At 40.2% G+C, this 25990-nt stretch carries 24 protein-coding genes and 1 tRNA gene; 8 read left to right on the top strand and 17 right to left on the bottom strand.

Features of this window, described 5'->3' with window-relative positions; all coding sequences use genetic code 11:
- Positions 1 to 123 precede the first annotated feature (123 nt).
- Positions 124 to 1218 carry a sensor histidine kinase gene (locus HS960_RS06830; protein WP_153844628.1) on the bottom strand — a complete coding sequence of 365 codons (1095 nt, stop codon included), beginning with the start codon at positions 1216 to 1218 and terminating at the stop codon, positions 124 to 126.
- A 219-nt stretch (positions 1219 to 1437) separates the two neighbouring features.
- Between HS960_RS06830 and HS960_RS06835 the strand changes: the two genes are divergently transcribed.
- On the top strand, positions 1438 to 1902 hold the full coding sequence (locus HS960_RS06835) for a GNAT family N-acetyltransferase (RefSeq protein ID WP_182331937.1): 465 nt from the start codon (positions 1438 to 1440) through the stop codon (positions 1900 to 1902).
- A 37-nt stretch (positions 1903 to 1939) separates the two neighbouring features.
- Here the strand turns inward: HS960_RS06835 and HS960_RS06840 are convergent, their stop codons facing one another.
- Positions 1940 to 2461 (bottom strand): DinB family protein, encoded by a 522-nt coding sequence (locus HS960_RS06840; RefSeq protein WP_182331938.1) that lies wholly within the window; start codon positions 2459 to 2461, stop codon positions 1940 to 1942.
- 194 nt (positions 2462 to 2655) lie between these two features.
- Entirely contained in the window at positions 2656 to 4236 is a 1581-nt protein-coding gene (locus HS960_RS06845) for a discoidin domain-containing protein (RefSeq protein WP_200845515.1), read from the bottom strand.
- 251 nt (positions 4237 to 4487) lie between these two features.
- On the opposite strand from HS960_RS06845, the gene HS960_RS06850 reads away from it, so the two are divergent.
- Positions 4488 to 4979, top strand: coding sequence for a YdcF family protein (locus tag HS960_RS06850; RefSeq protein WP_153844625.1), 492 nt, complete (start codon positions 4488 to 4490; stop codon positions 4977 to 4979).
- Between the two features lie 65 nt (positions 4980 to 5044).
- Here the strand turns inward: HS960_RS06850 and HS960_RS06855 are convergent, their stop codons facing one another.
- Complete coding sequence (locus tag HS960_RS06855; RefSeq protein WP_317167974.1) at positions 5045 to 6013, bottom strand: acyltransferase family protein; 969 nt, start codon at positions 6011 to 6013, stop codon at positions 5045 to 5047.
- A gap of 516 nt (positions 6014 to 6529) precedes the next feature.
- Here HS960_RS06855 and HS960_RS06860 point away from each other — a divergent pair.
- Positions 6530 to 6835, top strand: coding sequence for a hypothetical protein (locus HS960_RS06860; protein ID WP_153844623.1), 306 nt, complete (start codon positions 6530 to 6532; stop codon positions 6833 to 6835).
- Positions 6836 to 6870: 35 nt separating this feature from the next.
- On the opposite strand, the gene HS960_RS06865 is transcribed toward HS960_RS06860, so the two are convergent.
- From HS960_RS06865 to HS960_RS06880, 4 genes are all read right to left on the bottom strand, one after another.
- Positions 6871 to 7170 carry a hypothetical protein gene (locus tag HS960_RS06865; protein WP_182331939.1) on the bottom strand — a complete coding sequence of 100 codons (300 nt, stop codon included), beginning with the start codon at positions 7168 to 7170 and terminating at the stop codon, positions 6871 to 6873.
- 1 nt (position 7171) lies between these two features.
- Positions 7172 to 7684 (bottom strand): ATP/GTP-binding protein, encoded by a 513-nt coding sequence (locus tag HS960_RS06870; protein WP_153844621.1) that lies wholly within the window; start codon positions 7682 to 7684, stop codon positions 7172 to 7174.
- A 278-nt stretch (positions 7685 to 7962) separates the two neighbouring features.
- Positions 7963 to 8035, bottom strand: a tRNA-Lys gene (locus tag HS960_RS06875).
- 134 nt (positions 8036 to 8169) lie between these two features.
- The gene (locus HS960_RS06880) at positions 8170 to 10089 is read right to left on the bottom strand and encodes an ABC-F family ATP-binding cassette domain-containing protein (protein ID WP_182331941.1); all 1920 of its coding nucleotides are present in this window, start codon (positions 10087 to 10089) and stop codon (positions 8170 to 8172) included.
- A 60-nt stretch (positions 10090 to 10149) separates the two neighbouring features.
- On the opposite strand from HS960_RS06880, the gene HS960_RS06885 reads away from it, so the two are divergent.
- The gene (locus HS960_RS06885; RefSeq protein WP_088163570.1) at positions 10150 to 11184 is read left to right on the top strand and encodes a quinone-dependent dihydroorotate dehydrogenase; all 1035 of its coding nucleotides are present in this window, start codon (positions 10150 to 10152) and stop codon (positions 11182 to 11184) included.
- Between the two features lie 8 nt (positions 11185 to 11192).
- Positions 11193 to 11972: a TIGR02757 family protein gene (locus HS960_RS06890; RefSeq protein WP_182331943.1), complete on the top strand. Its 780-nt coding sequence runs from the start codon at positions 11193 to 11195 to the stop codon at positions 11970 to 11972.
- A gap of 102 nt (positions 11973 to 12074) precedes the next feature.
- On the opposite strand, the gene gap is transcribed toward HS960_RS06890, so the two are convergent.
- The 6 genes from gap to HS960_RS06920 all read right to left on the bottom strand — a co-directional run bounded on the left by gap (position 12075) and on the right by HS960_RS06920 (position 19796).
- The gene (gene gap / locus HS960_RS06895; protein WP_153844618.1) at positions 12075 to 13082 is read right to left on the bottom strand and encodes a type I glyceraldehyde-3-phosphate dehydrogenase; all 1008 of its coding nucleotides are present in this window, start codon (positions 13080 to 13082) and stop codon (positions 12075 to 12077) included.
- A 6-nt stretch (positions 13083 to 13088) separates the two neighbouring features.
- Complete coding sequence (locus HS960_RS06900) at positions 13089 to 13706, bottom strand: TlpA family protein disulfide reductase (RefSeq protein WP_153844617.1); 618 nt, start codon at positions 13704 to 13706, stop codon at positions 13089 to 13091.
- Between the two features lie 221 nt (positions 13707 to 13927).
- Positions 13928 to 15022, bottom strand: coding sequence for an AI-2E family transporter (locus HS960_RS06905; RefSeq protein WP_153844616.1), 1095 nt, complete (start codon positions 15020 to 15022; stop codon positions 13928 to 13930).
- 249 nt (positions 15023 to 15271) lie between these two features.
- Complete coding sequence (locus HS960_RS06910) at positions 15272 to 15469, bottom strand: hypothetical protein (protein ID WP_153844615.1); 198 nt, start codon at positions 15467 to 15469, stop codon at positions 15272 to 15274.
- 79 nt (positions 15470 to 15548) lie between these two features.
- On the bottom strand, positions 15549 to 18587 hold the full coding sequence (locus HS960_RS06915; RefSeq protein ID WP_182331945.1) for an AAA family ATPase: 3039 nt from the start codon (positions 18585 to 18587) through the stop codon (positions 15549 to 15551).
- A gap of 3 nt (positions 18588 to 18590) precedes the next feature.
- The gene (locus tag HS960_RS06920) at positions 18591 to 19796 is read right to left on the bottom strand and encodes a metallophosphoesterase family protein (RefSeq protein WP_159726545.1); all 1206 of its coding nucleotides are present in this window, start codon (positions 19794 to 19796) and stop codon (positions 18591 to 18593) included.
- 246 nt (positions 19797 to 20042) lie between these two features.
- Between HS960_RS06920 and HS960_RS06925 the strand changes: the two genes are divergently transcribed.
- Complete coding sequence (locus HS960_RS06925) at positions 20043 to 20741, top strand: carboxylesterase family protein (RefSeq protein WP_182331947.1); 699 nt, start codon at positions 20043 to 20045, stop codon at positions 20739 to 20741.
- Positions 20742 to 20831: 90 nt separating this feature from the next.
- On the opposite strand, the gene HS960_RS06930 is transcribed toward HS960_RS06925, so the two are convergent.
- Entirely contained in the window at positions 20832 to 21593 is a 762-nt protein-coding gene (locus HS960_RS06930; RefSeq protein ID WP_227550076.1) for a murein L,D-transpeptidase catalytic domain family protein, read from the bottom strand.
- A gap of 82 nt (positions 21594 to 21675) precedes the next feature.
- Positions 21676 to 22695: a L,D-transpeptidase gene (locus HS960_RS06935; protein ID WP_153844612.1), complete on the bottom strand. Its 1020-nt coding sequence runs from the start codon at positions 22693 to 22695 to the stop codon at positions 21676 to 21678.
- 250 nt (positions 22696 to 22945) lie between these two features.
- Between HS960_RS06935 and HS960_RS06940 the strand changes: the two genes are divergently transcribed.
- Complete coding sequence (locus HS960_RS06940) at positions 22946 to 23359, top strand: NUDIX hydrolase (RefSeq protein ID WP_153844611.1); 414 nt, start codon at positions 22946 to 22948, stop codon at positions 23357 to 23359.
- Between the two features lie 70 nt (positions 23360 to 23429).
- The gene (locus tag HS960_RS06945; protein ID WP_182331949.1) at positions 23430 to 24812 is read left to right on the top strand and encodes an OmpA family protein; all 1383 of its coding nucleotides are present in this window, start codon (positions 23430 to 23432) and stop codon (positions 24810 to 24812) included.
- Between the two features lie 98 nt (positions 24813 to 24910).
- Here HS960_RS06945 and HS960_RS06950 read toward each other — a convergent pair whose 3' ends face one another.
- On the bottom strand, positions 24911 to 25963 hold the full coding sequence (locus HS960_RS06950; RefSeq protein ID WP_153844609.1) for an outer membrane beta-barrel protein: 1053 nt from the start codon (positions 25961 to 25963) through the stop codon (positions 24911 to 24913).
- Positions 25964 to 25990: the final 27 nt, after the last annotated feature.

Raw genomic sequence — 25990 nt, forward strand, 5'->3', positions numbered from 1 at the left:
TTACAATTTCTAAACACTCAAAATTAGCCATAAATCAGCAGTCCAACAATGATTTTTCTTGAAAGCAGTTTAAGATTGGCAAAATCTGCCATGAAAGGAAGATAAAAGGGCTATGTCGCTTTATTAATTTGGGAAAAATAAACGGATTTCGGTTCCTTGGTTTTCCTTACTGAAGATGGCCATCTGCGCTTTGAGTCTTTCAAGAATTTCCTGAACGATAAACAATCCGATGCCTTTTCCCTGGTAATCCGTTGAATTTGAACCACGGAGTCTTTCCATGCGGATATTTTCGAGTTCATGCTGCGGAATACCGATACCATTGTCTTTGATGATATATAACACACCGTTCGTTACTTTTTCACTATATATATGCACCGTTGCTTTCTTATTGGCCGAAGAGTATTTGACGGCATTGTTGATCAAGTTTGTAAAGATTTGGTAGATTGCATTTTGATCGCTGTTTACTGGAAAAAGGTCACCAAAGATAAGTTCAGTATGTGGGCTACGATATAATAATTTGGCTTCCCGGCACCAATTGGGCAATGTAAGATCTAAACGAAGAGCTTGTTTCCGTAGTCTGTTAATTGGAGCAAGACTCAGTTCGACCGTTTTGTCGATAATATCAGCAATGTTTTCAAGTGATTGATCAATGACATCGTACAATTCGAGCCGCCTATTGGACTGCATATCCAAATGTTCTTTTAGCACACCTATGCCCAATTTAGCAAGAGCCAAAGGATTTTTAGCATCATGTGATAGCGTATAGGATATCATGCGCAGGTTGGTTGCGGGATTGATTGTTATATTTTCTTGATCTTCAGGTTTCTCTTCGTGTATCTTATGCGTGACATCTGTGGCTGTGTGGAGGATGGAATAAGTTCGGCCACGCTTATCAAAGAGGGGCCTATATTCAAAATCAAAATAACGTTTGATCTTGAAATCACGGTCAATGATCGTTGCAGGGGTTTCAAATGCCTTGTAGGTGACACCGCTCTCCCAGACATTACGGAGTATATCTGTAAATCCTTCTTGGGTAAAAACCGGAAAAACCTCTCCAAAGGAATGTCCAAATATTTCGTTTTCTGTACGCCACATATTTAGCATTCGCGAGTTGGCGAATGCGATATTGAGGTTCGAATTATCATAAATGGCAGTTGCAATCGGCATCTGATTTAATGCTTCAAAAAAAATCGGAATATCCTTTTGAGGTTTTTGCATATTGGGTATTTAATGATCATCTGCTTACCGCAGTGCGACCGTAAAATTAATCAAAAATCAAGCCAATAGCGATGGTTTTTAATGTTTCTTGGGAAAAATACGGCCAATCGGTGGGCTTGGAAATAGCGCAATAAAAACACACTAAATTATTATTATATTTAATAAACTTCAAAGGAAATGTAAGTTAACAATAGACAGGGATTTGTAATCATACCAATTATGGATAAGTATTTGGAAATTAGGAAATATGATGTTCAGGACAGAAATAGGCTGATCGATATTCTTCATATGAATATACCGAAGTACTTTGCACAGAGCGAGGTTGCCGATTTCACAGAATATCTTGACCAGGAAATGGAGACGTATTTTGTTGCACTGGTTAACGGGCAAATTATTGGTGGCGGTGGAGTAGGTTTTTCTGATGATGAGCGCACAGGATTTTTGAGCTGGAGTTTTTTAAATCCAAAATATCACGGATTTGGTTTTGGAAAAAACCTATTGCATCACCGTATTGACTTTCTGTACACCCATCATCAGGTTGAAAAGATCGAAGTCGGTATCTCTCAATTCACGTTCGGATTTTATAAGAAAAATGGTTTTATACTAAGGGAAATCCATAAAGACTATTGGGCTGAAGGCTTTGATTTATATGATATGGTCCATACAAGAGAACAATACCATTAACACTGATTTGATGAAAAGCTGATGAATAAAGTGTAGCTCATTGATTGAATGAGACCAAGTTTTCCTTGATTTGATTCAGGTGGTGTAAGGGATGATAGCTCATCAGAAAAAACATTTCGCGTATACTGAGTTTGCCGAGCAGAGGATGTGGTAAAACCAGGCTATCGAGCTCCTCTTCATTGTACAGTACAAATAGCTGATTGATTGTAGCTAATACTTCTTCCAGTTGCGCAATCAGCCCCTCTTTCTGTGCGGGCAGGATTTCTTCATGCAAAAATTGACTAGGGGCCTGCCGGCTTGTTTTGAGATAATTGTTACGCACCGTATCGTAGTCCCAGGTTGCGCGTTGCAGGGATCCAAATTTTTGGGCTATATAATCTTTTGACTGAAGTACCTTTGGAAAGGGTAGAAGCGTTAAGAGAATATGTTTTAGCTGCTGACCAGCCGTCCATTTTTCATGATTACGATATGAAAAATGAGGCTCAGGTAATGCCTGGATATAGGCAATAACCGTATAGTGGTTGTCAGAAAAATTTTTGATCAGTTCTTGTCTATTCATCCTAATTTTAGTGATAAGTGATTATTTCGATCGTTTTTTCTAGCTTATTGATAAGTCAAAGTCAGCATGATCTACTAAAAATATAAAATTATTTGCTAACCTCAATTATGAATCTCACTTATTCGGTGTTGATCAAAGTTAGAAAAGGCCGATATTATTTGCTATATCGGCCCTATATTCTATCGATCTAAATTTTAATATGCACCAAAATCTGCAAGATGAGAATAGAAGAAATCACCCCAAGAACTTGTCGATTCTATTTTAAGGTATTGGGTGCTAATGGATGTATTAAGATCGACATTGATCCAGGAGCCAGCGACTTTGCTCAACTGAGTCGTTTTAATCAACGTCCAGCTTATACCATTTGTACTTGAGTAAATATTGACATCTTTCATCGCTCCATTTAAATTGTCGCGGTTACGGAAAGCAACTCCTTTTACGGTACGTAATGCGCCCATATTGACGGAGAAGAAATGTGGCTGCGGAGTTTGAGTGGACGACCAGGGAGTATGCCAGACTGTACTTCTATTCATATCCAATACATTGCTTGCCGGTGATCCAGGCTCATTACTATCGCTAGCTACAATTGACCAACCTGTGGTCGGTAACAATTTATAGGTTACAACCTTGGATAAATCGGGGATATTGTTAACGAAGTTATAAGCGTATCCTAAGGTAGTACGGCTTCCATTGACATGGAGAAATCCTATTCTCATTTCGTAATTTCCTGTCAGATCATAAAAATCAGCTAATGGGCACTCAAATCGAAAACTATCCTGGCCTATTATTTTTGTAGCCCATTGTACGGCATCATAATCGTTATTCACTCCAAAAGGCTCCCTATCGTGCCAAACAACAATGTCATTGACTGGTTTTGTTGTTGTAAATTTCCCCGAAACGATAATCTTATTGTTCACAAAGCTTGATGACAGGGATGTTATTTCTGCAGATGCAGAAGCATACCAGTCACTTCTTGCTACAGGGCTGAATACTTGGCTATTGTTAAATGTTGCCGCTGTGGTACCGGTCAAAGAGGTTGTAGATATTCCGTAGGTTGAATTGCCTGAGCCCATTAATGCGGTACCTAAAGTTGGCGCTAGCGTTTTGTTCATTCTGTTGTGGCTGGCATTTAATCCATGGCCCAGTTCGTGAATCATTCCACCTATCCATACAGTTGCTTTCCATCCAATATCACCGCCTATTCCTAAGTTTTTAGCGTCCAGATTTACATAATCTAACGCATAGCAGCTGGTACCTGTACCATAAAATGGAGGGCCTCCCGGATTAGCTGGATCTGTATTGTAGGTTGGAATAATGATTAGATTGTGCTCGCTTTTTTTTCCTGACGGATTTTGATTAAAATAGCTGTCCACTTCTGCCTTCACAGCGCCGCTACCCCCTGAGTATGGATAAGTAGCTTTACCATATTTTCCAGCGATGTAATGGATGTTAATTAGGCTGTCATTGAGCAGATCTAATCCGAAGGATTTTCTGCCGAAGCCTTCGCGATCCATATTATTTGCAAACATATTTTGGGCATCCAAAAGGATCTTGCTAAGACGCTTTCTGAAGTTGGGAATGGAATCAACATCATTTGGAACAAAATAGATGACGTTCAGCTTGTAGGGATTACTGTTCCATTCATTTGTTACCGAGCTAGTTGATGTTTTTGCTTTTAGAGTTTCGACACTTTCTTCGGTATTTACCAAGGTCTTGTTACAGGAGGCAGCCCCTAAAGCGAGGGTTGCAAGCATTAGATTTAAAAGTTTTCTCATAATGGTTTATATTGTGTATCAATAAATATAAATAAGGCATTTTTTATTGGTGTGTAAAAAAATAAACTTTTATCATAATTAGTTTAGTCAATCGATTGATTAATCAACTTTGAAAAATGTTTTGTAACATTTTAATTTATTTGAGCATGAAATGATTAAGAATTAATAGTAACTGGATAAAATTTAACCGACTTCTTACTTGGTTTTCATCTAGGTCTTATTACATTTGATTGTATGAATAATTAAATCGTATGGAAAAAATTAAAAACCTGATATTATTGTTGGGCGCACCCAATGATGAGAAGGGGAATCTCAGCGTTATGGCATTAGATAGAAATGAATGTGCCTATAATTTCTATTGTCATAATGAGGGGACTGCAATTTTATGCACCGGAGGCATGGGTGAACATTTCAATCGGACAGAAAAGCCGCATGGCACTTATGCTCAAGCTTATCTTATGGAAAGAGGTGTCGCAGAGAAAGATTTACTTCCATGTGTACTATCCACAAATACCTACGAAGATTTTATGCTATCAAAGGAGATTATCAAAAAGATCTCTCCAGATCTCTTCATCGTGATCACCTCTGATTTTCACATGGAGCGAGCGAAATTATTGCAAGAAAAACTCATTGACTACCCAAATGTGCTGTTCATTGCTGCAAAGTCGACTGTTAGTCCCGAGAAATTCAATTTGTTGTCACTGCATGAAAAACAGGCTATCCGGAGAATACTGGAACGTTAAACAGGAGTATTGGAATAGCACTATTTTTAGCGATTGCCCCCTTATGCCGGCAGTTTTTTTATGCATTAGCCCAATTTCTTTCTGAGCCATTTGCGGACAGGTTCGTCATACCATTTCAAGCTGATATAGGCCAGTGCAATACTCGCCGCCAAAATCAATAGGGCATAAGGCAAAGCTTTTATAAGCGTCACATCCTTATTGTTGCTGATCCAGGCAACATAAAAATAGACGAAAGGGTAGTGTACGAGGTATAGCGGGTAAGAGATGTCACCCAAAAATTTACAGAGCTTATTTTCTAATCTGCTGCTTGATATGCTGCCTGTCCCCAGGTAAACAATCAGGGGGAATACAATGATAATGCATACCGACTCATATATCCCGTTCATCCAGAGCTGTTCTGCTCCGCCTATACGAGGCATATACAACACAATGGCGATTAAAATACTACAGTACAAAAATGCATGTCGGATACGACTTGGGCTTGTTATTCTGGAGAGCAGGAGGCCCGCAAAAAAAGGGTACATGGTGCGGGTGATTCCTATCCGCACTTGTTCAGCATTTAATGTCCAGCCACCGCTAACATCTCCAGTAGGACTTGTGATCGCCAAATGGGCGAGTGCCACAGCCGCAATAAAGACCAAAATGCTTAAAGCTGTTTTAGATAGTTTGCGAATACCGATGGCATATAGAATATTGGCAATATATTCAAAAAACAATGACCAGCCGACACTATTGAGCGGATGCATTTCCTGCCAGCCACGAATATCCAAAGAGAGGGGAACGGGAAGAATCGTATAACCAATGAGCATTACCAAAAGCATTTTCCAGAGCGGAACGGTGTGAATAAGTGGCCAGATTGTAGAATCTGTAAAATAAAAGCCTATCGCGCCAAGAGTCATACCTAATATAACCATCGGCTGAAGGCGTTCAATACGGCGTTTAAAGAAGGTGCCAATAGACATTTTATGCCAGCGATCATCATAGGCATAGCCGATCACAAAGCCAGATAAAAGAAAGAAAAAGTCAACGGCCAAATAGCCATGGTTGACCAAGATATCGAGATGTCCTGTTCCAATGGCTCCGTGAGATGAAAGGTTACAACGATAATCGCTGCGACTCCTCGTAGTCCGTCTAAAATGGGATAGTGTGGCTTTGTAGAAAGGTTTTTATTGTTCATGGCTTTTGATCGTATTTCGAAGATGTCTATGGACTTGCTAACTGTTTATAAATGTTATTGAATGGGTGAAAATAATGAAATAACAGGTTTAAATTTGATCAAATCGTATCAAAATCCCGATGGTTAGTCTCATTTTTTGTGTTGTACCGAATCGTTTATGTGGATTCACAAGTTTTATTGCTGGTACACACAGCTGCCAGTATTTATATTCTTATAGATCGTGCATTCCGAGATCCAATGACCCAAATTTTTCATATCTTGCTGTCCAATTCACAAAGGCTTTCTTCGACCGTCAGTTTACGTGAAATCGAGAATCTCCCTTTGTGCATTGAAAATCCCGCTGTGCATTTATAAACATAAATTAATAAAAGAAATGATTGTTGTTAAAGTAACCTATAGTGTTCGCGATGACTATGTACATGCGAATAAAAAAATGATTGAAAGCTTTCTCAAAGATTTCAGGAAGTTAGATGGAACACAATTCCTGTATACTATTTTGCAGGGTGGTGAAAGCAATACTTTCGTACATATTTCCCAATATAAGAATAATGAGATACAGGATCAATTACTGAGAATACCGAGCTTTGTCGATTTTCAGGAACAAAGAGATAAAAACCTTGCTGTTGAGCCCAAAATTGAGTTTATGAACTTTATAGGGAGCTCAAACGATCCGTTTTAGCGAAGGAGAGACCGCGCTTCATGCAAAAGATATGTTTAATCGCTATATGCAATTAAACCACTTTGTTTGTTACTTGAAATGTCAAGGATTTGAGTGAAGCTTTTTATGTCAGTATCCATTTGGAATCCCTTGTCTAATATAATTTGCTGAATTTGTTTAATCAGAGCAGTATTCAGCCTGAAATCCGTATAATAGTCAAATTGTGTAGCGATTATGCCTTTTTGCTGAAGACTGCTGAAAGTCTTTTCGTCAAGTTGTCCAACGAAAACCAATCCTGCCTTTTCAGGAAAATCTGGTTTTACTTGTTTATCATCGATAATATAAAAATCTAACATCTTAGGATTTAATTTTTGCAAGTATCTGGTCACTACGACTCGATAATGTGCCGTTTACTTCAATAGCTTGTATACCGAAGTCGTCAATCCAATCGAGGAGTAAATCATTAACTTTAGATCTAAGTTTGGGTAGATCCGACTTGTGGCAAGGTATCAAATCGGGTTCTTCAATGGGGACAAACACCAAAAGATCAATTTCGGCCAATACAGCAAAGGCTTTTTCAAAAAGGAACTGAATATTTTTCTTTGGATCAAGAATATGCAGATAAGCTAAGATGTCGAGTACACATCTATCGAATATTACATTGTCTCCACTTTGTGAAATTAACTGGGCAGAGTAGTTAAATTGTTCAACGAAATCTTCAGCGCTGGGATCTTCAAGGAATTCATGGCCCAATGATTCCAGTTGATAGTAGGGTTCTACTTCCAGCGCGTATCCGGGAAGTTTTTCCAGAAGCTCTTCTGCTAAGGAGGTTTTACCTACTTTGTGCGTGCCAAATAGGGCAATTCTCATTTTTCAAATTTATTTTATGAACTACGTTGTCAACATCCAAGGTAATGTTGTTAAACAAAAATAGCTAATTAAATATCCGATATTCTAATCGCCTTCATATGTTTTATGCTGTATCTAACGCTTTCCAAAAAATTACATGTAATAGCCGAATCAAATATCCGCAAACAGAATATAGTTGTTATTGATGGACAGGAAAAAGGCAAAGTAAGTGCCATTAATCTTTCGAATCCTACTCTGTTAAAACAAAAAAAGCTAATCTTGCGATTAGCTTTTTTCTGTGATCCCGCTGGGATTCGAACCCAGGACCCATACATTAAAAGTGTATTGCTCTACCAGCTGAGCTACGGAATCTTACTTCTTTATTTTTGAACTACCGTTCCTTGTTTGAAGTGATGCAAAAGTAGGGCTTTAATCCTATTCCTGCAAATAATTTTGGCTTAAAATCACGCTCTAATGCTTAATAAGCTGATTTTAAGCCAAAAAAATTAATCATTTTCCAAATCCATGATTTCTTCTGCCAACTGCTCCCAACTCTCCTGGAATTGTGTCAATAATGCCTTTGCTGAGTTGTAAGAACGTGTAGTTTCCTGTAACTTAGTCGCATCCGAATACACAGCTTCGTCCGCAAGTTTCGATTCTAAGTTTTTGACTAAAATTTCCTGCTCCTCAATTTTTTGTTCAAAAGAAGTTAGCTCCTTATTTTTTTTGCTCAACAAACGTGTCTTATCTTCCGTAAGTGGTTGCTTCTCTTTCTTTACTTTGGGGTCTTCCTTGACTTTTTTCTCGGTTTTTACCTCCATCTTCACGACGCGTTTTGCAGCCCATTCTTCATACTCCTGGTAAGTACCAGGGTACTCCTTGATCTGTTTGTCTTCAATGTACCAGATTTTATTCGCCACATTGTCCAAGAAATACCGGTCGTGGGATACAACGATAAATGTACCTTCGTATTGCTGCAAAGCCTGGATCAGAATGTTGACAGACTGCATATCCAAGTGGTTGGTAGGCTCATCGAGCGCTAAGAAGTTCGCGTCTGCGGTTAATGCTTTTGCAAGAGCCACACGTGATTTCTCGCCTCCGGAAAGTACTTTGATCTTTTTGAAAGCATCGTCTCCAGTGAATAGAAAACATCCAAGAATGGAGCGCAATTCGGTCTCTGTATGCTTCGGTGCAAAAGTTTGTAACTCGGCAAGGATGGAATTTTCCAGATGTAAGGCTTCCAGCTGATGTTGTGCAAAAAATGTTTGCGAAACGTTGTGTCCCTGTTCTGCCTTTCCTTCAAACTCGTGATCCGCGTTAGCCACGATACGTAAGAGGGTAGATTTACCTTTACCATTGGCACCAATTAGTGCAATTTTATCACCCTTTTCTATAATAGCCGAGGTATTTTTTAAGATCTCTAGATTAGGGTATGACTTGGAAATATTTTCCAATGTCACGACGTGGCGACCTGAAGGTTTTGAAAATTTAAAGCTGAAGTTTACCGTCGGATTGTCATCGTCAACATCGTCAATTCTCTCCAGGCGATCCAACGCCTTGATCCGCGACTGCGCCATTTTGGCTTTGGAAGCCTTAGCGCGGAAACGCTCAATTAGACGTTCTTCCTGTTTTATCTTGGCTTGCTGGTTTTTGAACTGATTGGCCTGCAATTCATTCCGTAATTCCTTCTCTTCAAGATAAAAACTGTAATTACCTGCATAAAGTGTTAATTTTCCTTTACGTGATTCTACCGTTTTCTTGATGATGCGGTCAAGGAAATATCGATCGTGGGAAACAATCACAATGGCGCCATCAAATGCTTGCAGATAGTTCTCCAGCCATTTGATGGAAGGTAAGTCCATGTGGTTGGTCGGCTCATCCAGTAACAGAATATCCGGAGTTTGCAATAAGATACGGGCAAGCATAACCCGCATACGCCATCCTCCGGAGAAAGTGGCTAATGGTCTTTTTTGTTCTTCTTCAGAAAAACCTAGACCGGCAAGGATTTCATGGGCCTTAAATTCGATGTTATAACCATCTAAGGCCTCAAATTCTACTTGTTTATCGCTTAGCTTATTCAGGATGTCATCCGAATAATCTGTTTCTAGTTTGTGAAGTAAGTTCTCGATTTCGGCATGTAATTGATTTTGGCGCTCAAAAGCTTCCATGGCAACATGCAAAATGCTTTTGTCAGAATGGTACGACAATAAGTCCTGGTTTAAATAACCAATCTTAAGGTCCTTCGCCATGGAAATCGTTCCTGACGTGGGCGTATATTGACCGACAATAAGGCGAAGTAAAGTCGATTTACCTGTACCATTGGCACCGATCAAGCCAACTTTATCTCCTGGTTTGATATGCCAGTTTGCTTCGTCATATAAAGCGCGAGATCCTATTTCAAATGTTAAATTATTTATTGATATCATTTCAACTGCAAAAGTACAAAAGTAATGAATATTTCTTCTTCTTTGAGTAACTTTGCGATTATGTATAAATTAGTCAAACCTATATTCTTTACAATGAATCCGGAGACGGCTCACCATAAAGTGACCGGTGGATTGAATGTTTTCTCAAAAATTTGGGGCGCCAAACAATTATTGAATGCTTTTTTTACCGTGGAAGATCCACGTTTGGAACGCGAAGTCTTTGGATTGAAATTTAAAAATCCTGTGGGCCTTGCTGCTGGCTTTGATAAAAATGCGGAATATATTGCAGATATGACTAATTTGGGATTTGGTTTTATCGAAATCGGAACGGTAACTCCCAAGCCGCAACCGGGCAACGATAAACCCAGGATGTTCCGACTTGTTTCCGATGAAGCTTTGATCAATAGAATGGGATTTAATAATCAAGGGGCAGACGTTGCCGCCACAAGATTGAAAAATCTAAAGGATCGAAAGGGATTGTTAATAGGCGGGAATATCGGTAAGAATAAGGTGACGCCTAATGAAGAAGCTGTCAATGACTACATTTATTGCTTCAATGCATTGTTTGACTACGTGGATTATTTTGTTGTCAATGTGAGCTCCCCGAATACACCGGGCTTACGCGATTTACAAGAAAAGGAACCTTTAAAACATCTATTAAATACTTTACAAAGCCTCAATGTCGCTAAAACAGCTCCGAAGCCAATTCTGCTTAAAATAGCACCTGATTTGACGGATAGTCAATTGGATGATATCGTCGAGATCGTATTGGAGACACAAATTGCAGGTGTCATCGCAACGAATACAACAATTTCAAGAGAAGGCTTAAAGAGTCAACAGGAACTGATTAATGAAGCGGGCGGGGTAAGTGGACGTCCTTTAACCAAGCGTTCAACAGAAGTTATTCGCTACTTAAGTGAAAAGTCCAACAAGGCATTTCCTATCATTGGTGTAGGGGGGATTCATTCGGCGAAAGATGCCATTGAGAAGTTAGATGCCGGAGCCAGTCTCATTCAAGTTTATACCGGTTTTATCTATGAAGGCCCAGGCTTGATTGCAAAGATTTGTAAAGGCATATTGCAGACAGGAAGATAAGGATTAGCATGGCAGTTGATTTTGATCTGAAAGATTTCTTGGATAAGAAAGTTGATGAATATAATCAACCTGGTTTTATTCCAAATGATCCCATATCGATTCCGCATCAATTTTCAGCGAAGCAGGACATTGAGATTATGGGATTCTTGGCTTCCATTATGGCTTGGGGGCAAAGAAAGACGATTATCAATAAATGCAACGAGCTAGTGGCTCGAATGGATGGTTCACCATACGATTATATGATAAATCATCAAGAGCAGGATTTAAAAACCTTACTGGGATTTAAACACCGCACGTTCAATGATACCGATATTCTCTATTTTGTTTCTTTTTTTAAGCATCACTATCAGCATTTCGAATCTTTGGAAGATGCTTTTCTCGGAGGGCAGGAGAACAGGGAAGAGGTCGACTTAGAAATGGCACTGAATGCCTTTAAAACCTATTTCTTTTCGTTGCCTGATTATCCTGTTCGCACACGGAAACACATTAGTAGTCCAGCACAGAAGTCAACCGTCAAGCGGATCAATATGTTTTTACGCTGGATGGTCAGAAAAGATACAAAAGGGGTAGACTTTGGGCTTTGGCACCGCCTGTCCCCAAAAGATCTAATCTGTCCGTGCGATGTCCATGTTGAGCGTGTTGCCCGTAAATTTGGTCTAATAACATTGGATAAAGTGAATTGGAAAACAGCCCAGGAATTAACGGCCAATCTACGCCTACTAGATCCGTTGGATCCGGTCAAATATGATTTTGCGTTGTTTGGTTTGGGCGTAGAAGGGGAAATGTAAAATTAAGGCGTGAAGAAAAAAGCGTCCTTGTCAACTATAGCTGGCAAGGACGCTTTTTTTTAATACTGGAACCTATCGTAAGATGCTGCAGGGGTAGCTAGCTTATACAAGCTTGTCGATCTTGACCAGGAGGTCAACCAAACGATTAGAATAACCAAATTCATTGTCATACCAGCCCACTACCTTGACCAGACCGCCCACTACCGAGGTTAACTGGGCATCAAATACACATGAATAGGGGTTATTGATGATATCTACCGAAACTATGGGGTCTTCTGTATAAAATAATACATTTTTTAAGTCGTTTTCTGCTGCAGCTTTGAACGCTTTATTGATTTCCTCTACCGTGGTTTCTTTCTCAAGTGTACAGGTAAAGTCCGTCAATGAGCCATTGAGTACAGGTACGCGTATGCCTGCGCCTCCTAATTTATGCTGCAAATGTGGAAAGACATTGGTGATGGCCTTAGCAGCACCGGTAGTTGTTGGAATGATCGCCGAAGATGCTGCCCGCGCTCTCCTTAAATCTTTATGTGGTGCGTCGTGAAGATTCTGGTCTCCAGTCATGGAGTGAACCGTGGTAATATAGCCATCTTTGATGCCCCAATTTTCATCCAATATTTTAACTAGGGGAGCAACATTGTTTGTTGTACAGGAGGCATTGGATAAAATCGAAGCAGATAGATCAATGACACGATCATTAATGCCCAATACCACTGTTGGAATGTCTTTATCTTGTGCCGGTGCGGAAATAATCACTTTTTTTGCACCAGCTTCCAAGTGCAACGACGCTTTGTCACGACTGGTAAAGTACCCCGTAGATTCTATGACGACATCAATCTGAAGCTCCTTCCAAGGCAGTTCCGCCGGATCTTTTTCATTGGTGACCAAGATGGAAAGACCATTGACAATAATATGTTGGTCATCGTGGGTCACGGTACCAGGAAAAGGTCCATGTACAGAATCATATTTAAATAGGTGGGCCAACGTCTTGGTGTCTGTCAGATCATTGATAGCGATGACCTGCAGTTCATCGAAAGCCCCTCTTAAAAAGATATTACGTAGTGTATTTCTACCGATACGTCCGAATCCATTGATTGCTATGTTTAGCATTTCAGATTATTTATGAAATTGGCTTATTGCTTCGTTAATATTTTTTTCACCTTCCCAATGTGCTTTTAGCTTTCCATCAGCACCATACACATAATTTGCCGGAAATTGTGAAGGCACATGGATTGTTTGTATAAACGTTTGGTCTTTATCAATCAATACCTCTACGTTAGATGCTTTGGATAGTTTAGGAGCGAATGTGTCAAAAAAACCTAATACTAATGCCGGGTCATTCATGGAAATATAATAGATATTGACGTCTTTTATACGATCAATATTCTTTTCTAGCTCCGTAGCTTCATGTTGACAATGACTACATCCTGGATCAAATAGGATAAAAACCGTATTCTTGTCTTTGGCAACGTTTTCCTGCGTAACACGGATGCCCGAACGAAGCTGATAAAATGTGAAATTAGGGAGAATGGCTGCAGGGTCGGAAGATTGCGTTGGTGCAGCTTGACTATGGTCATGGCCTGCATGATCGTGACCTGCATGGTCATGGCTTTCAGCGCTGGCTTCCTGGGACGTATTTGCAGTATGATCTGTTTTCGGTTTGTTGTTGTTACATGAGGAAAGAATTCCGGCAGCCAATGCCACTGTCACTCCTAAGATTATCTTTTTATTCATAGAATACGTTTGCTTTTAAATCAGTTTTAGTGATTTTATCGTTTTAATATTTATGCTTAATAAATCGTCAATTTCTGTGTAGAAAGCATTGAACAATCTATTGTATTAATGATTCAAAACTATGAAAAAAAAGGGATTATCAATCGTTGAATCTCATTTATGACAGTTTACTGGATATTGATACATTTGTGACCAAATCAACTTAATCCATTGAAGGGCCCTTATTCTATAATGTCAGGGCTGTCATGAGTAGACTTTGTATCTGTCAATGAGGTAGATTGAATGATTTCAGGCGTACTTCGTCCAAATTCAATACTGTAGACTTTCAGGAGTACGCTAACGCAGGATAAAATGAGCGGACCAAAGATCAATCCCAGCATACCAAATAGATTTAATCCTAACAATACACCGAACACGGTTATTAATGGATGTACATCGCCCAACTTTTTCAATATGGTAAACCGAAGTACATTATCAATACTCCCGATGATAATGATCCCGTATAAGGCAAGACCTATTGCATTTCCGGACTGCCCATTCGCAAGTAGAAAAAGCGCTGCCGGTAGATATACAACCATCGTTCCCAAAATAGGAATTATGGTGGAAACAGCGGTGAGTATCCCCAGAAAGATAGGGCTCTCCAAGCCAAAGAACCAATAGCCAAGACCGGCTACAATACCTTGGCACATGGCCAAAATGGGGATGCCGATTGCATTGGATTTTACCATCATGTCAAACTCTTTCCACAATTCGGCTTTACTGGCTTTGGTGAAAGGGATCGCTTGATAGATGGTTTGTTCTAATTTTTTGCTGCTAACCAGCATGAAATACAAAACAAATAGAGCAACCAATATATTGACACCAACTTCTGCAACGGAATTCAGAATATTGGGTATGAATTTAGCTGCTTTCTGAAGCGCTCCCATTAAGGCAGTATCTGAAAGATCGATATTGCTTAAATAAGGGCTGTCTTTAAAGTAGATTTTGATCGAGTCAAACTTGTGCATCAGATCGTCTTTGTTGCTAATGACTTCTGTTACCTGAGGTACCATATAGTTGATTAACAGATAGAGTGGTCCTACCAAGAATATGATGGTCAATAATATCAATAAAATACTGGCGAAAGATTTATTCCATTTTTTTTCTTCAGTTAGCTTAAAGTTGATTTTTCTAAAAAGAACATATAAGGTAACTGCTCCCAGAAAACCGGGTAGGTAGTAGAATAGGCTTGTAAAGATCAATATACATATCGCCAGAATGATGACGATTAGCATGATTTGATTGATGGAATTGTTGTTGATTTGTTTGTACTTCATATAGCTGACAAATATACTGTCTATCGATTGTTATTTATCGTATGACAATATTTTTTTAGAAAAGTTTTATCTTGTTAAATTAAGCTTCCTTTTTTATAATTTCAATGATTTTTTGAATTTCTTTTTTTTGCCCTCGGATCAGCTTGGATGAGGTGGCTCCATGAAAATGGCAATGACGCTATTTTGCATCCAGCAACTCCAAACCAATTGTTCACTTTTGGATGGAAAGATCAGCCTTTTTATGCGAATTTAGTTTTGATTCTGCGGCATTAAAACCTCCCTCAAGATCGTTAGGATATCGTATTGTTTGACAAAAAGCATGGGTTGTGTTGTCCTTAATGGACTGGAATCTTTAGCTAAAAAGGCCGTGTTGACTACTGCTTTGGTCGCTTTATGAAAAAAAGGATGAGACCCTTTTCCTTTTTTGTTGTTTGAAAATAAGCCCATAATCTTTTGTTTTTGTTGGTTATAGCGATCAGGCTTGTTCAGCGGGACCGCTATAACTAATATACAAAATAAAACGGAATTAATTGATAAAAATTTGGCTACCCTGTTCTTCATCCTTTTCTATCGAAAGGGACACTGGAATACGTTCTTTGAGTTCTTCAACATGTGAAATAATTCCGACGATCCGGTTTTCCTTATGTAAATCCAATAGCGTTTCGAAAACAATATTAACAGAAGTGATATCTTGTGTTCCAAAACCTTCATCGATAAAAAAGAAGTTTTTGGCCGCACGTGAATTTGACTGTACACTTTCTGCCAAAGCCAAAGCCAAACTTAGGGATACCTGAAATGCCTGTCCACCGGATAGTGTTTTTACGCTGCGACTTTTTCCTTCATTCAAATAATCTATAATTTCAAATTCATTGTTGTCGTTCAGCTGTAGGCTAAGCTGATTTCGGGTCATGCGATGGAAACGAATATTCGCATGATCACACAGCTGCCGTAGGTAAATCGAAGAAACATATTGTACAAAGCCCGCACCTTTAAAGAGATTAAAAAGTTGCTTCAAATTGTCATGGCGTAAATTTAGTTTTACCTGTTGTTGCAGGAGATTTTCCTTTTTTGCATAGGCGATTTTTAGCTGATCGCGCTCCTGCTGAAGTCGGGCAACAGCTTCAGTGCTCGCTTTCAATTGTTGGGCGCTCTCATCCAGGATTTTTTCCTGTGCGAGAAATTGGTTTTCGTCATATACCTGGTCGACGAGTTTCTTTTCCAACTGACTGATCTGTGCCTTCACAGTTTCAAACTGGATTTGAAACTGTTCAAGCTCTTGTCGAATCTGTATGACAGACAAATTCTCGGCAAGGATTTGCCGAATCTCTGCCAAAGTTTCAAAGGATGAAGCCACAAGTAGCTGCTGGATTGTAGCATCGGTTTCTTGACTTTCGCGGCGGATATCTCCAAGCTGTTCAACAATCGTCTGCACCAAGCTGTATTGTGCTGCAAATTGACTGTTTAACTCATTTAATCGTTCGCTTAAAGCAATGTAGTCGCGCTCAATCTCCAGATTTGATCTTTTCAGTGCAGTATATTCCTTTTCAACTGCTTCGGATTCCCGCATTTCATAATCAGACCAGCGCAGCGCTTTCAGGTTCCCCATATTTTGATTAATCTGGGCCTGTTTGCTTGCTTCATCACGTTCAAACTGATGCAGTGCTTTATTGTATTTATCCAGCTTTTCCTCAACGGAAGCGAGTGTAGCCTGATGCTCACCAAGCTGTTGCTCCACTGTTGTTATCTGTGTTTCGATCCGAGCGAGTTCCTGCTTATTTGATGTGTAGCTGGATTCATCCGTAGCGCTATAACCAATCCATGTAAATTGCTGGGCATGCGCAATTTTGTTATTGGCATTCAGCTGAATTTTCGTGTTTAGATCTTGTTGCTGGTCATTTAATGACTGCAAGCGCAGCTGGAGTTTTTCGACTTGGAATTGCTGGTCCTGTTGATGCTTAAGACTTTCATTTGTCTCGGCAATCAATTTTTCATTGGCAGCAACTTCCTGGGAAATATCCTGTCCTTGGTTGATAGCAGGATGTTCCAATGCTCCACATAGTGGGCATGGGGATCCTGCTTTAAGGTTTTCTGCATATTGGGTCAACCTTTGCTGCAGGAGAAGATGTGATTTTTCATTTTGGAGAGTCTGAAGCTTTTGGTCGAGGGCACTGACTACAAGGAGGTGATTTGATCGGAATTTTTCGAGGTCCGGATGAATGGCCTGGAGTTCCTGCTTCAGCACAGCTATACTTGTTTCTAAATCAATGGCCTGCTTGTTTAGATCGTCTTCCTGTTGTTGGATGCCCTGCTGTTTGGTGTACCACTGGCCCAGCTCCATGAGTTCATGGGCCGAAGGCTTTGATTGCTTTAGGCTAGCGATCTGAATTTCTGTCTCTTGGATTCTGGCTTTAAAATGTCGTTGTTGCTCTCTTGTTTCCTGCACAAAATTGCGTCCCTTCTGTGCCCGATCCTGTAAACTCTTAATTTCATTTGAAAACGTAATCAATTGGCTTATCAATTCAAGATCCAGTTCCTGAACACGACGTTGTGGCAGCAGTTCGTATTGTGATTTCAACAGATTGAGATTTGAGGAATGCTCCTGCATAAGCTGCTGAATTTCGGCCTGTCTCTGTTTTTCGGTTTCTACTCTTTTATGTGCAATTAGGCCTTCTTGTGCTAATTTTTCCTTGGATTTAAGAATATGTAGAAAGTTAGTTTGCGCTTCCTCAAAGCGGTTTAACTTTAATCGTAAGGTCTCTTTTTCACCTTTTTGTTCTAGCAATTGCTGAAAGAGCGCCTTCACCGTACGAAGCTCTAAGACATCCTCTTTGAGTTTTTTGAGCCTTAAGAACTTTTCATGATGCGACTTGTACCACGATTCAATGGCTACAAAGGACTCGACTGCCAGTTGGAGATTTGTTTCGGTCGTTTCTATCTGTTCGCTTGTGACCTCGTCAAATCCTATTAATTGACCGTTGAGGTGATCCAGTTCGGACTGATTTTTTTTATAGAGGTTGGAAACTTTATCCTGCAGGTCAAATCGATGCAGCTGAAAAATCTCTTTCATCATATCCGTCCGTTCCTTGGCGCCAAGTTCTATAAACTCTTTGAACTGCCCTTGGGGAATGATGATTGTTCTTTTGAAGTTCTCATAGCTTAATCCAATGATATGCTGTGTATTGCTGCTTTCCAGTGGAACCCATTCTTCATTTATTTTTTCGTAGAGTACAACGGTGGGGGATTTTACATCATCGAAATTTTTGGAATTACGTTTAAATTCGCGGGTAATTCTAAATGTACGGTCTTCAAAATTGACAAAATCAAGCTCGATATAAGATCGATTGGACTTGAGATTCATCATGTTATAAGCGCGTTTATCCCGTGCATTCAGGCGTTCCGTTTCTCCAAATAAGGCGTAGGTAATCGCTTCCAATATCGATGATTTACCGGAGCCTACAGCACCGAAGATACCAAAAAGCCCCGCTTGAGAAAGCGCGGTAAAGTCGATCGTCTGACGTTCTTGATAAGAGTATATCCCCTCTAGAGTTAGCTTTAATGGAATCATGGATTAAGAGTTTAGGATTTCGCGAAAAAGATCAAGGATGTCATCATTGGGCGCCTGATTGCCATTCTTGGATTTGAAATAATCGTTGAATAAGGTCGACATGTCTTGTGTAAGATTTATTTCTTTGTTGTCCAGAAGCGCTTGCTCATCTTGTTTAACGAGCGGAATGAGATAGATTATTCCCGAATGGCTCTGATAGATTCGCTTGCGGTCCTCGGCTTTTAAGAAGGTTTCTGATTTCAGCGTGAGCTCCACCAAAGCATCGGGGTTTTCAGACAACCAGGATATGCACAGTTCAATATCGTCGAACGATTTTCGGATCAGTGGTTTGCCCTGAGTTAGTGGAATGCGCTCAACACTTGCTTGCTCGCCGGCCGATACATTGACCAGCGCAACGTATTTTACTTGCCCAGCCTCCGAAAAACTATAACATAGAGGCGAAGATGCATAAACCACCGGTTTTTCGGCAGAACCGATATTTTTATACCCGTGGAGATGCCCTAATGCGGTGTATTGGACCTGTGGTGGGATGGCCTCTGAATAGATTAAGTCTGCATTGCCAATTTTGACCGGTTTTTCGCCGTCAGGCTCCTCTAAAAGTGCGCTGCCCAATTTATTCATGTAAAGATGTGCCGTCAATATATTCACGCCTTTATCATCGCAATAGGTATTGGCTATTTTTTGCCAATTTGCTGCTAAGACCTCATTTAATTTACTTTCTTTCTCTTCGCCTAGATATTGTTTTAAGCGTATTTCGTTAGCATAGGCTGTATGAAGAATACGAATCGGGTAGTCAAATTGCGGTAAGCTCAATTCAATGAAGCCCGTATCTGACTGTAACACGGTGAAACCATCTGTTGCGAAAGGGGTAACCACAGCATGCGGATGCCCGATTAGGATGATGCCCGACGCTCGTGCCAAAGGATCGGGCGCGTCAATCAAATGGGGGGAATCGTGATTGCCCGCGATTGCTATTACTGGGCGTATACCATTCTTGGTAAGACGCTTGATTGTTCGGTAGAATAGCTCGATGGCTTCCACACCGGGATTGAAGGCATCGAACAGATCTCCTGCGATGATCACGAGATCCACGTTTTCCCGGTCTGCGATATCAACGATTTCATCCATGACCAGTACTTGTTCATCTATCCGGGAGAAACTGTCCAATCGTTTTCCTAAATGCCAATCGGCGGTATGCAATATTTTCATGTGAGAGCTTGGATATTTTGCGCAATGTTACAAACTAAGATAAATTTGGCATGAAATGCAATTATAATTGGATGGAATCTTTCAAATGATCAGTTTGGGCCAATATGAGATGAAGTCTTTGCTTTGTGCTAAAGTGTAATGCTGTCGCAGTTGAAATGTTAAAACATGTTAAATGCGTGCCATAAAAGTCATTTAATTGTATTTTTAGTGCTCCAAAATTAAGCTAGGTAGTCATAGACAAGAAATATGCGAAAAGTTTACCTGTATATCTGTTTTTTCTTTATGCTGTTGATGCGCGTAAACGCGCAGGAAATACACGCTATAAAAGGAGAAACTGCTTATCCTTTTTTATTGAAAGATGCCGCACTGGATTCTTTGGAGTCTGAAAAACAGCCTGTATTTGTGTTTTTGCATGGAAGAAGTTTGTCCGGGACAAATTTAGATCGTGTAAAGCGTTATGGTGTATTGTATGCCATCAACAAAGGGCAGGAGGTGCCTGGGATAATTGTTGCGCCACAGTCCCGGGGAGGATGGGATCCGGACAAAGTAATCGAAATTATTGACTATGTTATTGAACATTATAATGCTGACCCCGACCGTATTTACGTTTGCGGCATGAGTATGGGGGGCTATGGTACCATGGATGTGGCTGGTAAATATCCCGAAAGGGTGGCTGCTGCAGTAGCAATATGTGGCGGCGGATCGAGTCAGTATGCATCTAACCTGACTCAGGTGCCGATATGGCTTCATCATGGTACCGCTGATCGTGCCGTGCCAATTTCGGAATCCAGAAAAATTATGAATGCGATCAAAAGAGAAGATCCGGATGCAAATGTGAGCTTAAATGTGATAAAAGGGGGGACGCATGGAAGTGTGGAGCGATTGTTCCATGATGATGCAATTTACAATTGGATGTTGAAATTTAAGAAAAAGCATAAATCTTAGAATCGTGTTGGTCCGGTAGCGGTGTATCGAAAGACAATTTATAAATAAAAAAAGCCTGATGAAGTATTTCCATCAGGCTTTTTTTATTTATTAGCCTTCGTGATCAAATGCAGGCGGTCTTTTTTGAAATTGCGCCATCAATATATTGGGTTGATGGATCAAGTGTGTCTTTGTGAGATACTCGGAGTTGTCGGCATAAATAAACAACAACGTTCCATCTTTGATGGTGTTAATGATAGGGCCTGCAAATTCCCTTGGTACTGCGGGGCAACCGTAGCTTTTACCGAGTCTACCTAAACTTGCTATTGTTCCTGTGCTACAGTAATCGGCGCCATGCATCACAACATATCTTGCTTTTGCATTGTCATTTATACCTTCTTCAAGACCATTTAATACCAAGGAGTAGCCATTCTCGCCGTTGTACGTGTTTTCTGTTGTGAAGAACCCTAAAGAACTTTTAAGTGACTCCTGTTGATTTGAAAAATTGACAGCATAGTTTTCTCCGCTATTTTTTCCATGCGCAACCAGTGTGTTGAAAAGTACTCTTTTGTGCGCAAGGTCGAGTACCACAAGTCTTTTTTCCGTTGATGCCAATGAAAAGTCAATGACGGTCATGATGTCCTTGTTGTGGATCGGAAGTTCTTTTCTGCCTTCCATTGCTTGACGAAACGCTTCGTATTTTAATACTTTGCCTAGATTCATTTCATCATACAACGAGTCAACTTCGGTGCGTTGACGTTCGACATTGATACGATGAGTGCTGGTGGTTTGTTGATCTGTTGTTTTTAATTCTTCTTGTGAAGACAATGCTGTATTGAGTGCCATCAAAAGAAACATAAACGTATTTCCCATTCTTCTCCCTTTTCTGTGTAGATGTTTACAAAATTAATTATTAAAGTTAATACATATTTGATTTACAGAATGTTAAATATTGTTAATCAATAACAACGACCAGTGAAGCGAGGTCTTTTGACCGTTTATAGACAAATTGAGCGTGAGATGACGCATTTCTGACGCACATATGCGACTTGGGTATTGTGCCCAGGCTCTCACTATATTCGATAATGCTACCATTGGGATTGTTGACTGGAACTCCATGTATATAGGCCCCGGCGGTAAATCGGGTGGCATAAGGTGCGAATCCGGCGTAAGTTTTGGTACCGTCTTCATAATAAAACATCTTGGATTTGTGTTCCTGGACAACAAAGAGGCCTATTGGTGTTTCCTGGGCATGGGGAGGTTTGTGCCGACCACTCGTCACGGGATTCATGCTTCGGACAAGCCATTCGTTTCCGACTTTTTCCAAGGTGCAGATATTTTGGTTCTTTACATCGACGACATTGATGATCTTGAACTGCACAGTGTCGCTAATAATACGCAGATATCTTTTGGGAACCGTATATTTTCCTTCGAATGAAATACCTTCAATCGGAATTCGAGCTATGCTGTCGGGGCCTTGTATGCGGACGAGCCAGCCGTCGCGACCGTAACGAACAGCTTTGGCGCCGTTAAGATCGTAGAGTGGTGCCGCTTGATAGCGTTCGACATTGAAACTGTCAGATACGCGTTTATAAGAGTCCCGTTTATAGTCCTGTATTGTTGGGGCTTCGCCTTTTTCATTTTGATAATTCTGTAGAATCCCATACAGCGATGGTGTCTGTTGAAAATTTTCGATAAAGGCTAGGCGTTCTTTGATCTTTTCCCATTGAAAACTGCGTGTGGTGTCTTTGTAAGGATAGCTGTCTTCCAGGGTGTATTTGTTGTAAAGCAGCTCTTTTTTTAAGATAATATCCTCAGCGGTAAGTATTTTTTTCTGCTCAACCTGCTCTTTAAGTGGAGTAGGTTTTTGCTGCTCAGTTTGCTGATTGGTTTTTGCTGTGTTTTTCTTGTCTTGCTGGCATCCCGGCAATAGAAACAATATGCTTAGTATTAAACAGGTTAATCTTCGATTCATATATGGAAGTATAGATTATCGTTTTATACCTTAAACTTAGATAATTAGTTTATTATTTGCAATTTTATTGCAGTTGAAGGAAATAGATTTGCTGTTAAACCTTACTATTCGTTTTGTGAACTGTAACAGATTTTCAATGATAAAGCGTTTATTGCGGTAAAATTTTATTTTAAAGAGCTGTCTTGAATGCGGGGGAGATATTTCTTCGATGATGGATAAAAAGTTAGTTTTGTGATCTGAAATAAATGATATGGACAAAATTGTTATTTGCTCGGCGGTGATGCTTGCTCCGGAAGGAGATTTGCTAATGGTTCGTAAAAAAGGGTCTAGCTATTTTCAGCTACCTGGGGGGAAGGTAGGGCCGGAAGAAAGCCGTGAGCAGACCTTAATTCGTGAACTGAAAGAGGAGCTTCGGTATGATGTGAGCAGCATGGAAATAAGCTTTATTGGTAGTCACAGTACACAGGCTGTAAATGAGTTAAATACGGAGGTCGTGGGCTATATCTATTTAATTAAACTGGCAGAGCGTTATGCATTTGAGGCTTACGAAGAACTGGAAGAAGTGCTGTGGATCAGTAGAGCTGATTGGCAAAGTTACCAATGGGCCCACCTGGCATCCGAGTTTGTTCTACCAAAATGGCTTTCGGGTGATTTTGATCGTTAAATCGTGTAAGGTAAACAAATTAAACCTTTGTTTGTTAGAGTTTTATATAAACTATAAATAAACAAAGATTATGGAAAATCAGCTTTTAAAAGGGGCGAAGGACTTTTTTGACGAAGGGGCGGTCGCTCAGATAGGGCAAGTTTTAAATCAGGATAAAGAGGGGGTAAAGCAGGGTTTGAATGTAACAATTCCCGCCTTGTTTTTAGGTTTAAGCCAACATTCCGATTCAGGTAGTGGGATTTCGGAGATACTTGAAAGGGCTAAGCAGCACTTTGCGAATTTTGATTTCCAGGAGCTTCTCGGCAGTGTAAGCAAAGCAGATGGGCCCGCAGCGGATCCTGCTGTGAAAGGTGAGAATGCTCAGGGTTTATTGGGATCAATATTTGGTGGCGGTCTGGATACTGTTTTGAGTACTGTTGCCGGTTATTTGGGGTATGATGGCAGCTCCATTGGGAAATTAATGAATTTTTCTTTGCCCGCGATATTCTCCAGTCTAACAAATAAGGGCCAAAATTGGGATTTTGATCGTATCGGTCATGTTTTGGAGGAAAATAAAACCGCTTTTGCTGCTGCTGTTCCAGCTGGGTTAGGCTTAGGCGCCTTTGGGAAGCTTTTTGATGGTGCACATTTTTCTGCGTCGGCAGAATCCGCGACTGAACATGCAATTCCTGCTGATGTTGCTAAGGAGGTGGATAGTCATAAGTCAATACCCATTAATCCGGCAAATGAACTGGAAGCACATAAAGAGCCCTTGTCATTGCCAAGAGCGGAAGAGTCCAGGGCAGCAATCGCTGGAACTGGTTCTGGAAGCGGTTCCGGTGGCGGTTGGTGGAAGATTTTAATCGCCCTGGCCGTATTGGCTGCGCTTTGGTTTTTATTTGGAAAAGGCTGTAGTGGAAGCAAGCAAGACGGTGCTACCGACACCAGTGTAAACAATACAAAGGTAGAGCCAGATACTATGAAAACGGGGTCCAGTATGGTTGAGCGCGAGCCGACGGAGGTCATCCTACCAAACGGTGTCAAACTTGCTGCTTTTAAAGGCGGGATAGAGGATCACTTGGTCCAATTTTTAAAATCCGATTATAAATCGATGGGTGAAGATTCCCTGAAAAATACCTGGTTTGATTTCGATAACCTGAATTTCAAAACAGGTACAGCCGAGGTACTGCCTGAAAGTCAGGTGCAATTAAGTAATCTTGCTGCGATATTAAAGGCTTTTCCTGCAGCTAATATTAAAATCGGTGGATATACAGACAAAACGGGCAATGAGGATTTTAATAAAAAGTTATCGCTTGAGCGGGCAACAGCTGTAAAGGATTACCTGGGTAAAGAGCAGCTTTCCAAACAGGTGATAGGTGCAGAGGGTTACGGCTCACAGTTTGCCAAGTATATGGCAGATGCGCCCGAATCCGATCGTATTATGGATCGTCATGTTTCGGTAAGTGTTCGATAATTGCTTTTTGCAACGCAGCTAGACCGCTTCGAAAATAAAAGGAAAGAGCAGATTCCACTGGAATCTGCTCTTTCCTTTTATGTGTAATGTAATGCTATTTAGAAACTGTAGACACAGGCCAATAGAAATTGTCCTGCAGATTTGGTCGGGCTTAGGTCATTCTTGATGAATCGTTCGGTATTTCCTTTGTCAATTCTGATTTCGGGAATAAATTTGAATCCATGGTAATTGTATTCTGCGGTCAAGGTGGTTGCGAGAATATTGGAACTAGGGATTCCATTTTCTTCCTCTTTATGCGTTTGGAAAAACTCTTCGCGTAATCCTAGTCCAAAATGTTCTGAAAAATGAATTCTTGGATAAAGTGCTACTCCAGAGTAACCCCCACCATCTCTCTTTTTATAATTTGTAGCATTTAAACCAAGAAAAAATTTGGGGGTGAAGTCATAATTAGCTACAAGATCGACCAATGTTCCAGAGCTGTAATTGGTTTTGCCGCCAGCAGAGGATCCTGTTAGAAAATTGAGATAAAAGCTGCTTTTATCGTTGGGGGTATAGGCAAGTTGTGATCCGACATGTGAAACTCCATTCATATCTTGATAGACGTTCCAGTCGTTAAATAGTCCGACCATTAAAGCCACTTTGTCTGAGAAACTATAAGTAGCTTTTAAACCAGCGTCTTGAAATGGACCGGCACCGAATAAATAAGAAGTTGAATAATGGAAATTGTAGGTTGGTGATATCACTTCAAAACCCACAAATGTTCCCATGAAACCTGCAGTAAGATTGAGTTTTTCGGTCAGATCATAGCCTACATATAGATTTTGGATATGGAAACTGTTTTTGTCATCGCCGGCCTGGCCATCACCATTCATAATGGATCGATACTGCCCTCTAGGGCCAAAAGACAATTCTCCGACAAATGATGCTTTTTTAAACTTCTTTTTTACAGCCAAATCCACCATCCCAATAGAGACGGAGTTGTTGTCTTCGGTGAAATAGGTGTTGATGTTAGGTTTGTTTTGAAAATCATATTTCCAATAAGTATCCACTGATCCGGATATTTCTACTCCTTTTTCTTTGGTTTCTTCTTGTGATGTAGCTGTTTTTATTAGAAATAATGATAAAAAGATGATTGTTAGAAGTTTTTTCATGTTTTTTTTGGTTTAAGTTTGATTTGT

Origin of the sequence: Sphingobacterium paramultivorum, assembly GCF_014109745.1 — a bacterium.
In the GTDB taxonomy this organism is placed as follows: domain Bacteria; phylum Bacteroidota; class Bacteroidia; order Sphingobacteriales; family Sphingobacteriaceae; genus Sphingobacterium; species Sphingobacterium paramultivorum.

What these genes read in the sequence shown, in the direction of transcription:
- HS960_RS06905 (WP_153844616.1), bottom strand. Translation starts at nt 15,022, where the DNA reads ATGAAGTACAAACAAATCAACAACAATTCCATCAATCAAATCATGCTA.
- HS960_RS06845 (WP_200845515.1), bottom strand. Translation starts at nt 4,236, where the DNA reads ATGAGAAAACTTTTAAATCTAATGCTTGCAACCCTCGCTTTAGGGGCT.
- HS960_RS06890 (WP_182331943.1), top strand. Translation starts at nt 11,193, where the DNA reads ATGGCAGTTGATTTTGATCTGAAAGATTTCTTGGATAAGAAAGTTGAT.
- HS960_RS06935 (WP_153844612.1), bottom strand. Translation starts at nt 22,695, where the DNA reads ATGAATCGAAGATTAACCTGTTTAATACTAAGCATATTGTTTCTATTG.
- HS960_RS06880 (WP_182331941.1), bottom strand. Translation starts at nt 10,089, where the DNA reads ATGATATCAATAAATAATTTAACATTTGAAATAGGATCTCGCGCTTTA.
- HS960_RS06910 (WP_153844615.1), bottom strand. Translation starts at nt 15,469, where the DNA reads ATGGGCTTATTTTCAAACAACAAAAAAGGAAAAGGGTCTCATCCTTTT.
- HS960_RS06940 (WP_153844611.1), top strand. Translation starts at nt 22,946, where the DNA reads ATGGACAAAATTGTTATTTGCTCGGCGGTGATGCTTGCTCCGGAAGGA.
- HS960_RS06870 (WP_153844621.1), bottom strand. Translation starts at nt 7,684, where the DNA reads ATGAGAATTGCCCTATTTGGCACGCACAAAGTAGGTAAAACCTCCTTA.
- gap (WP_153844618.1), bottom strand. Translation starts at nt 13,082, where the DNA reads ATGCTAAACATAGCAATCAATGGATTCGGACGTATCGGTAGAAATACA.
- HS960_RS06860 (WP_153844623.1), top strand. Translation starts at nt 6,530, where the DNA reads ATGATTGTTGTTAAAGTAACCTATAGTGTTCGCGATGACTATGTACAT.
- HS960_RS06850 (WP_153844625.1), top strand. Translation starts at nt 4,488, where the DNA reads ATGGAAAAAATTAAAAACCTGATATTATTGTTGGGCGCACCCAATGAT.
- HS960_RS06925 (WP_182331947.1), top strand. Translation starts at nt 20,043, where the DNA reads ATGCGAAAAGTTTACCTGTATATCTGTTTTTTCTTTATGCTGTTGATG.
- HS960_RS06920 (WP_159726545.1), bottom strand. Translation starts at nt 19,796, where the DNA reads ATGAAAATATTGCATACCGCCGATTGGCATTTAGGAAAACGATTGGAC.
- HS960_RS06930 (WP_227550076.1), bottom strand. Translation starts at nt 21,593, where the DNA reads ATGGGAAATACGTTTATGTTTCTTTTGATGGCACTCAATACAGCATTG.
- HS960_RS06950 (WP_153844609.1), bottom strand. Translation starts at nt 25,963, where the DNA reads ATGAAAAAACTTCTAACAATCATCTTTTTATCATTATTTCTAATAAAA.
- HS960_RS06865 (WP_182331939.1), bottom strand. Translation starts at nt 7,170, where the DNA reads ATGTTAGATTTTTATATTATCGATGATAAACAAGTAAAACCAGATTTT.
- HS960_RS06900 (WP_153844617.1), bottom strand. Translation starts at nt 13,706, where the DNA reads ATGAATAAAAAGATAATCTTAGGAGTGACAGTGGCATTGGCTGCCGGA.
- HS960_RS06885 (WP_088163570.1), top strand. Translation starts at nt 10,150, where the DNA reads ATGTATAAATTAGTCAAACCTATATTCTTTACAATGAATCCGGAGACG.
- HS960_RS06840 (WP_182331938.1), bottom strand. Translation starts at nt 2,461, where the DNA reads ATGAATAGACAAGAACTGATCAAAAATTTTTCTGACAACCACTATACG.
- HS960_RS06830 (WP_153844628.1), bottom strand. Translation starts at nt 1,218, where the DNA reads ATGCAAAAACCTCAAAAGGATATTCCGATTTTTTTTGAAGCATTAAAT.
- HS960_RS06945 (WP_182331949.1), top strand. Translation starts at nt 23,430, where the DNA reads ATGGAAAATCAGCTTTTAAAAGGGGCGAAGGACTTTTTTGACGAAGGG.
- HS960_RS06835 (WP_182331937.1), top strand. Translation starts at nt 1,438, where the DNA reads ATGGATAAGTATTTGGAAATTAGGAAATATGATGTTCAGGACAGAAAT.
- HS960_RS06915 (WP_182331945.1), bottom strand. Translation starts at nt 18,587, where the DNA reads ATGATTCCATTAAAGCTAACTCTAGAGGGGATATACTCTTATCAAGAA.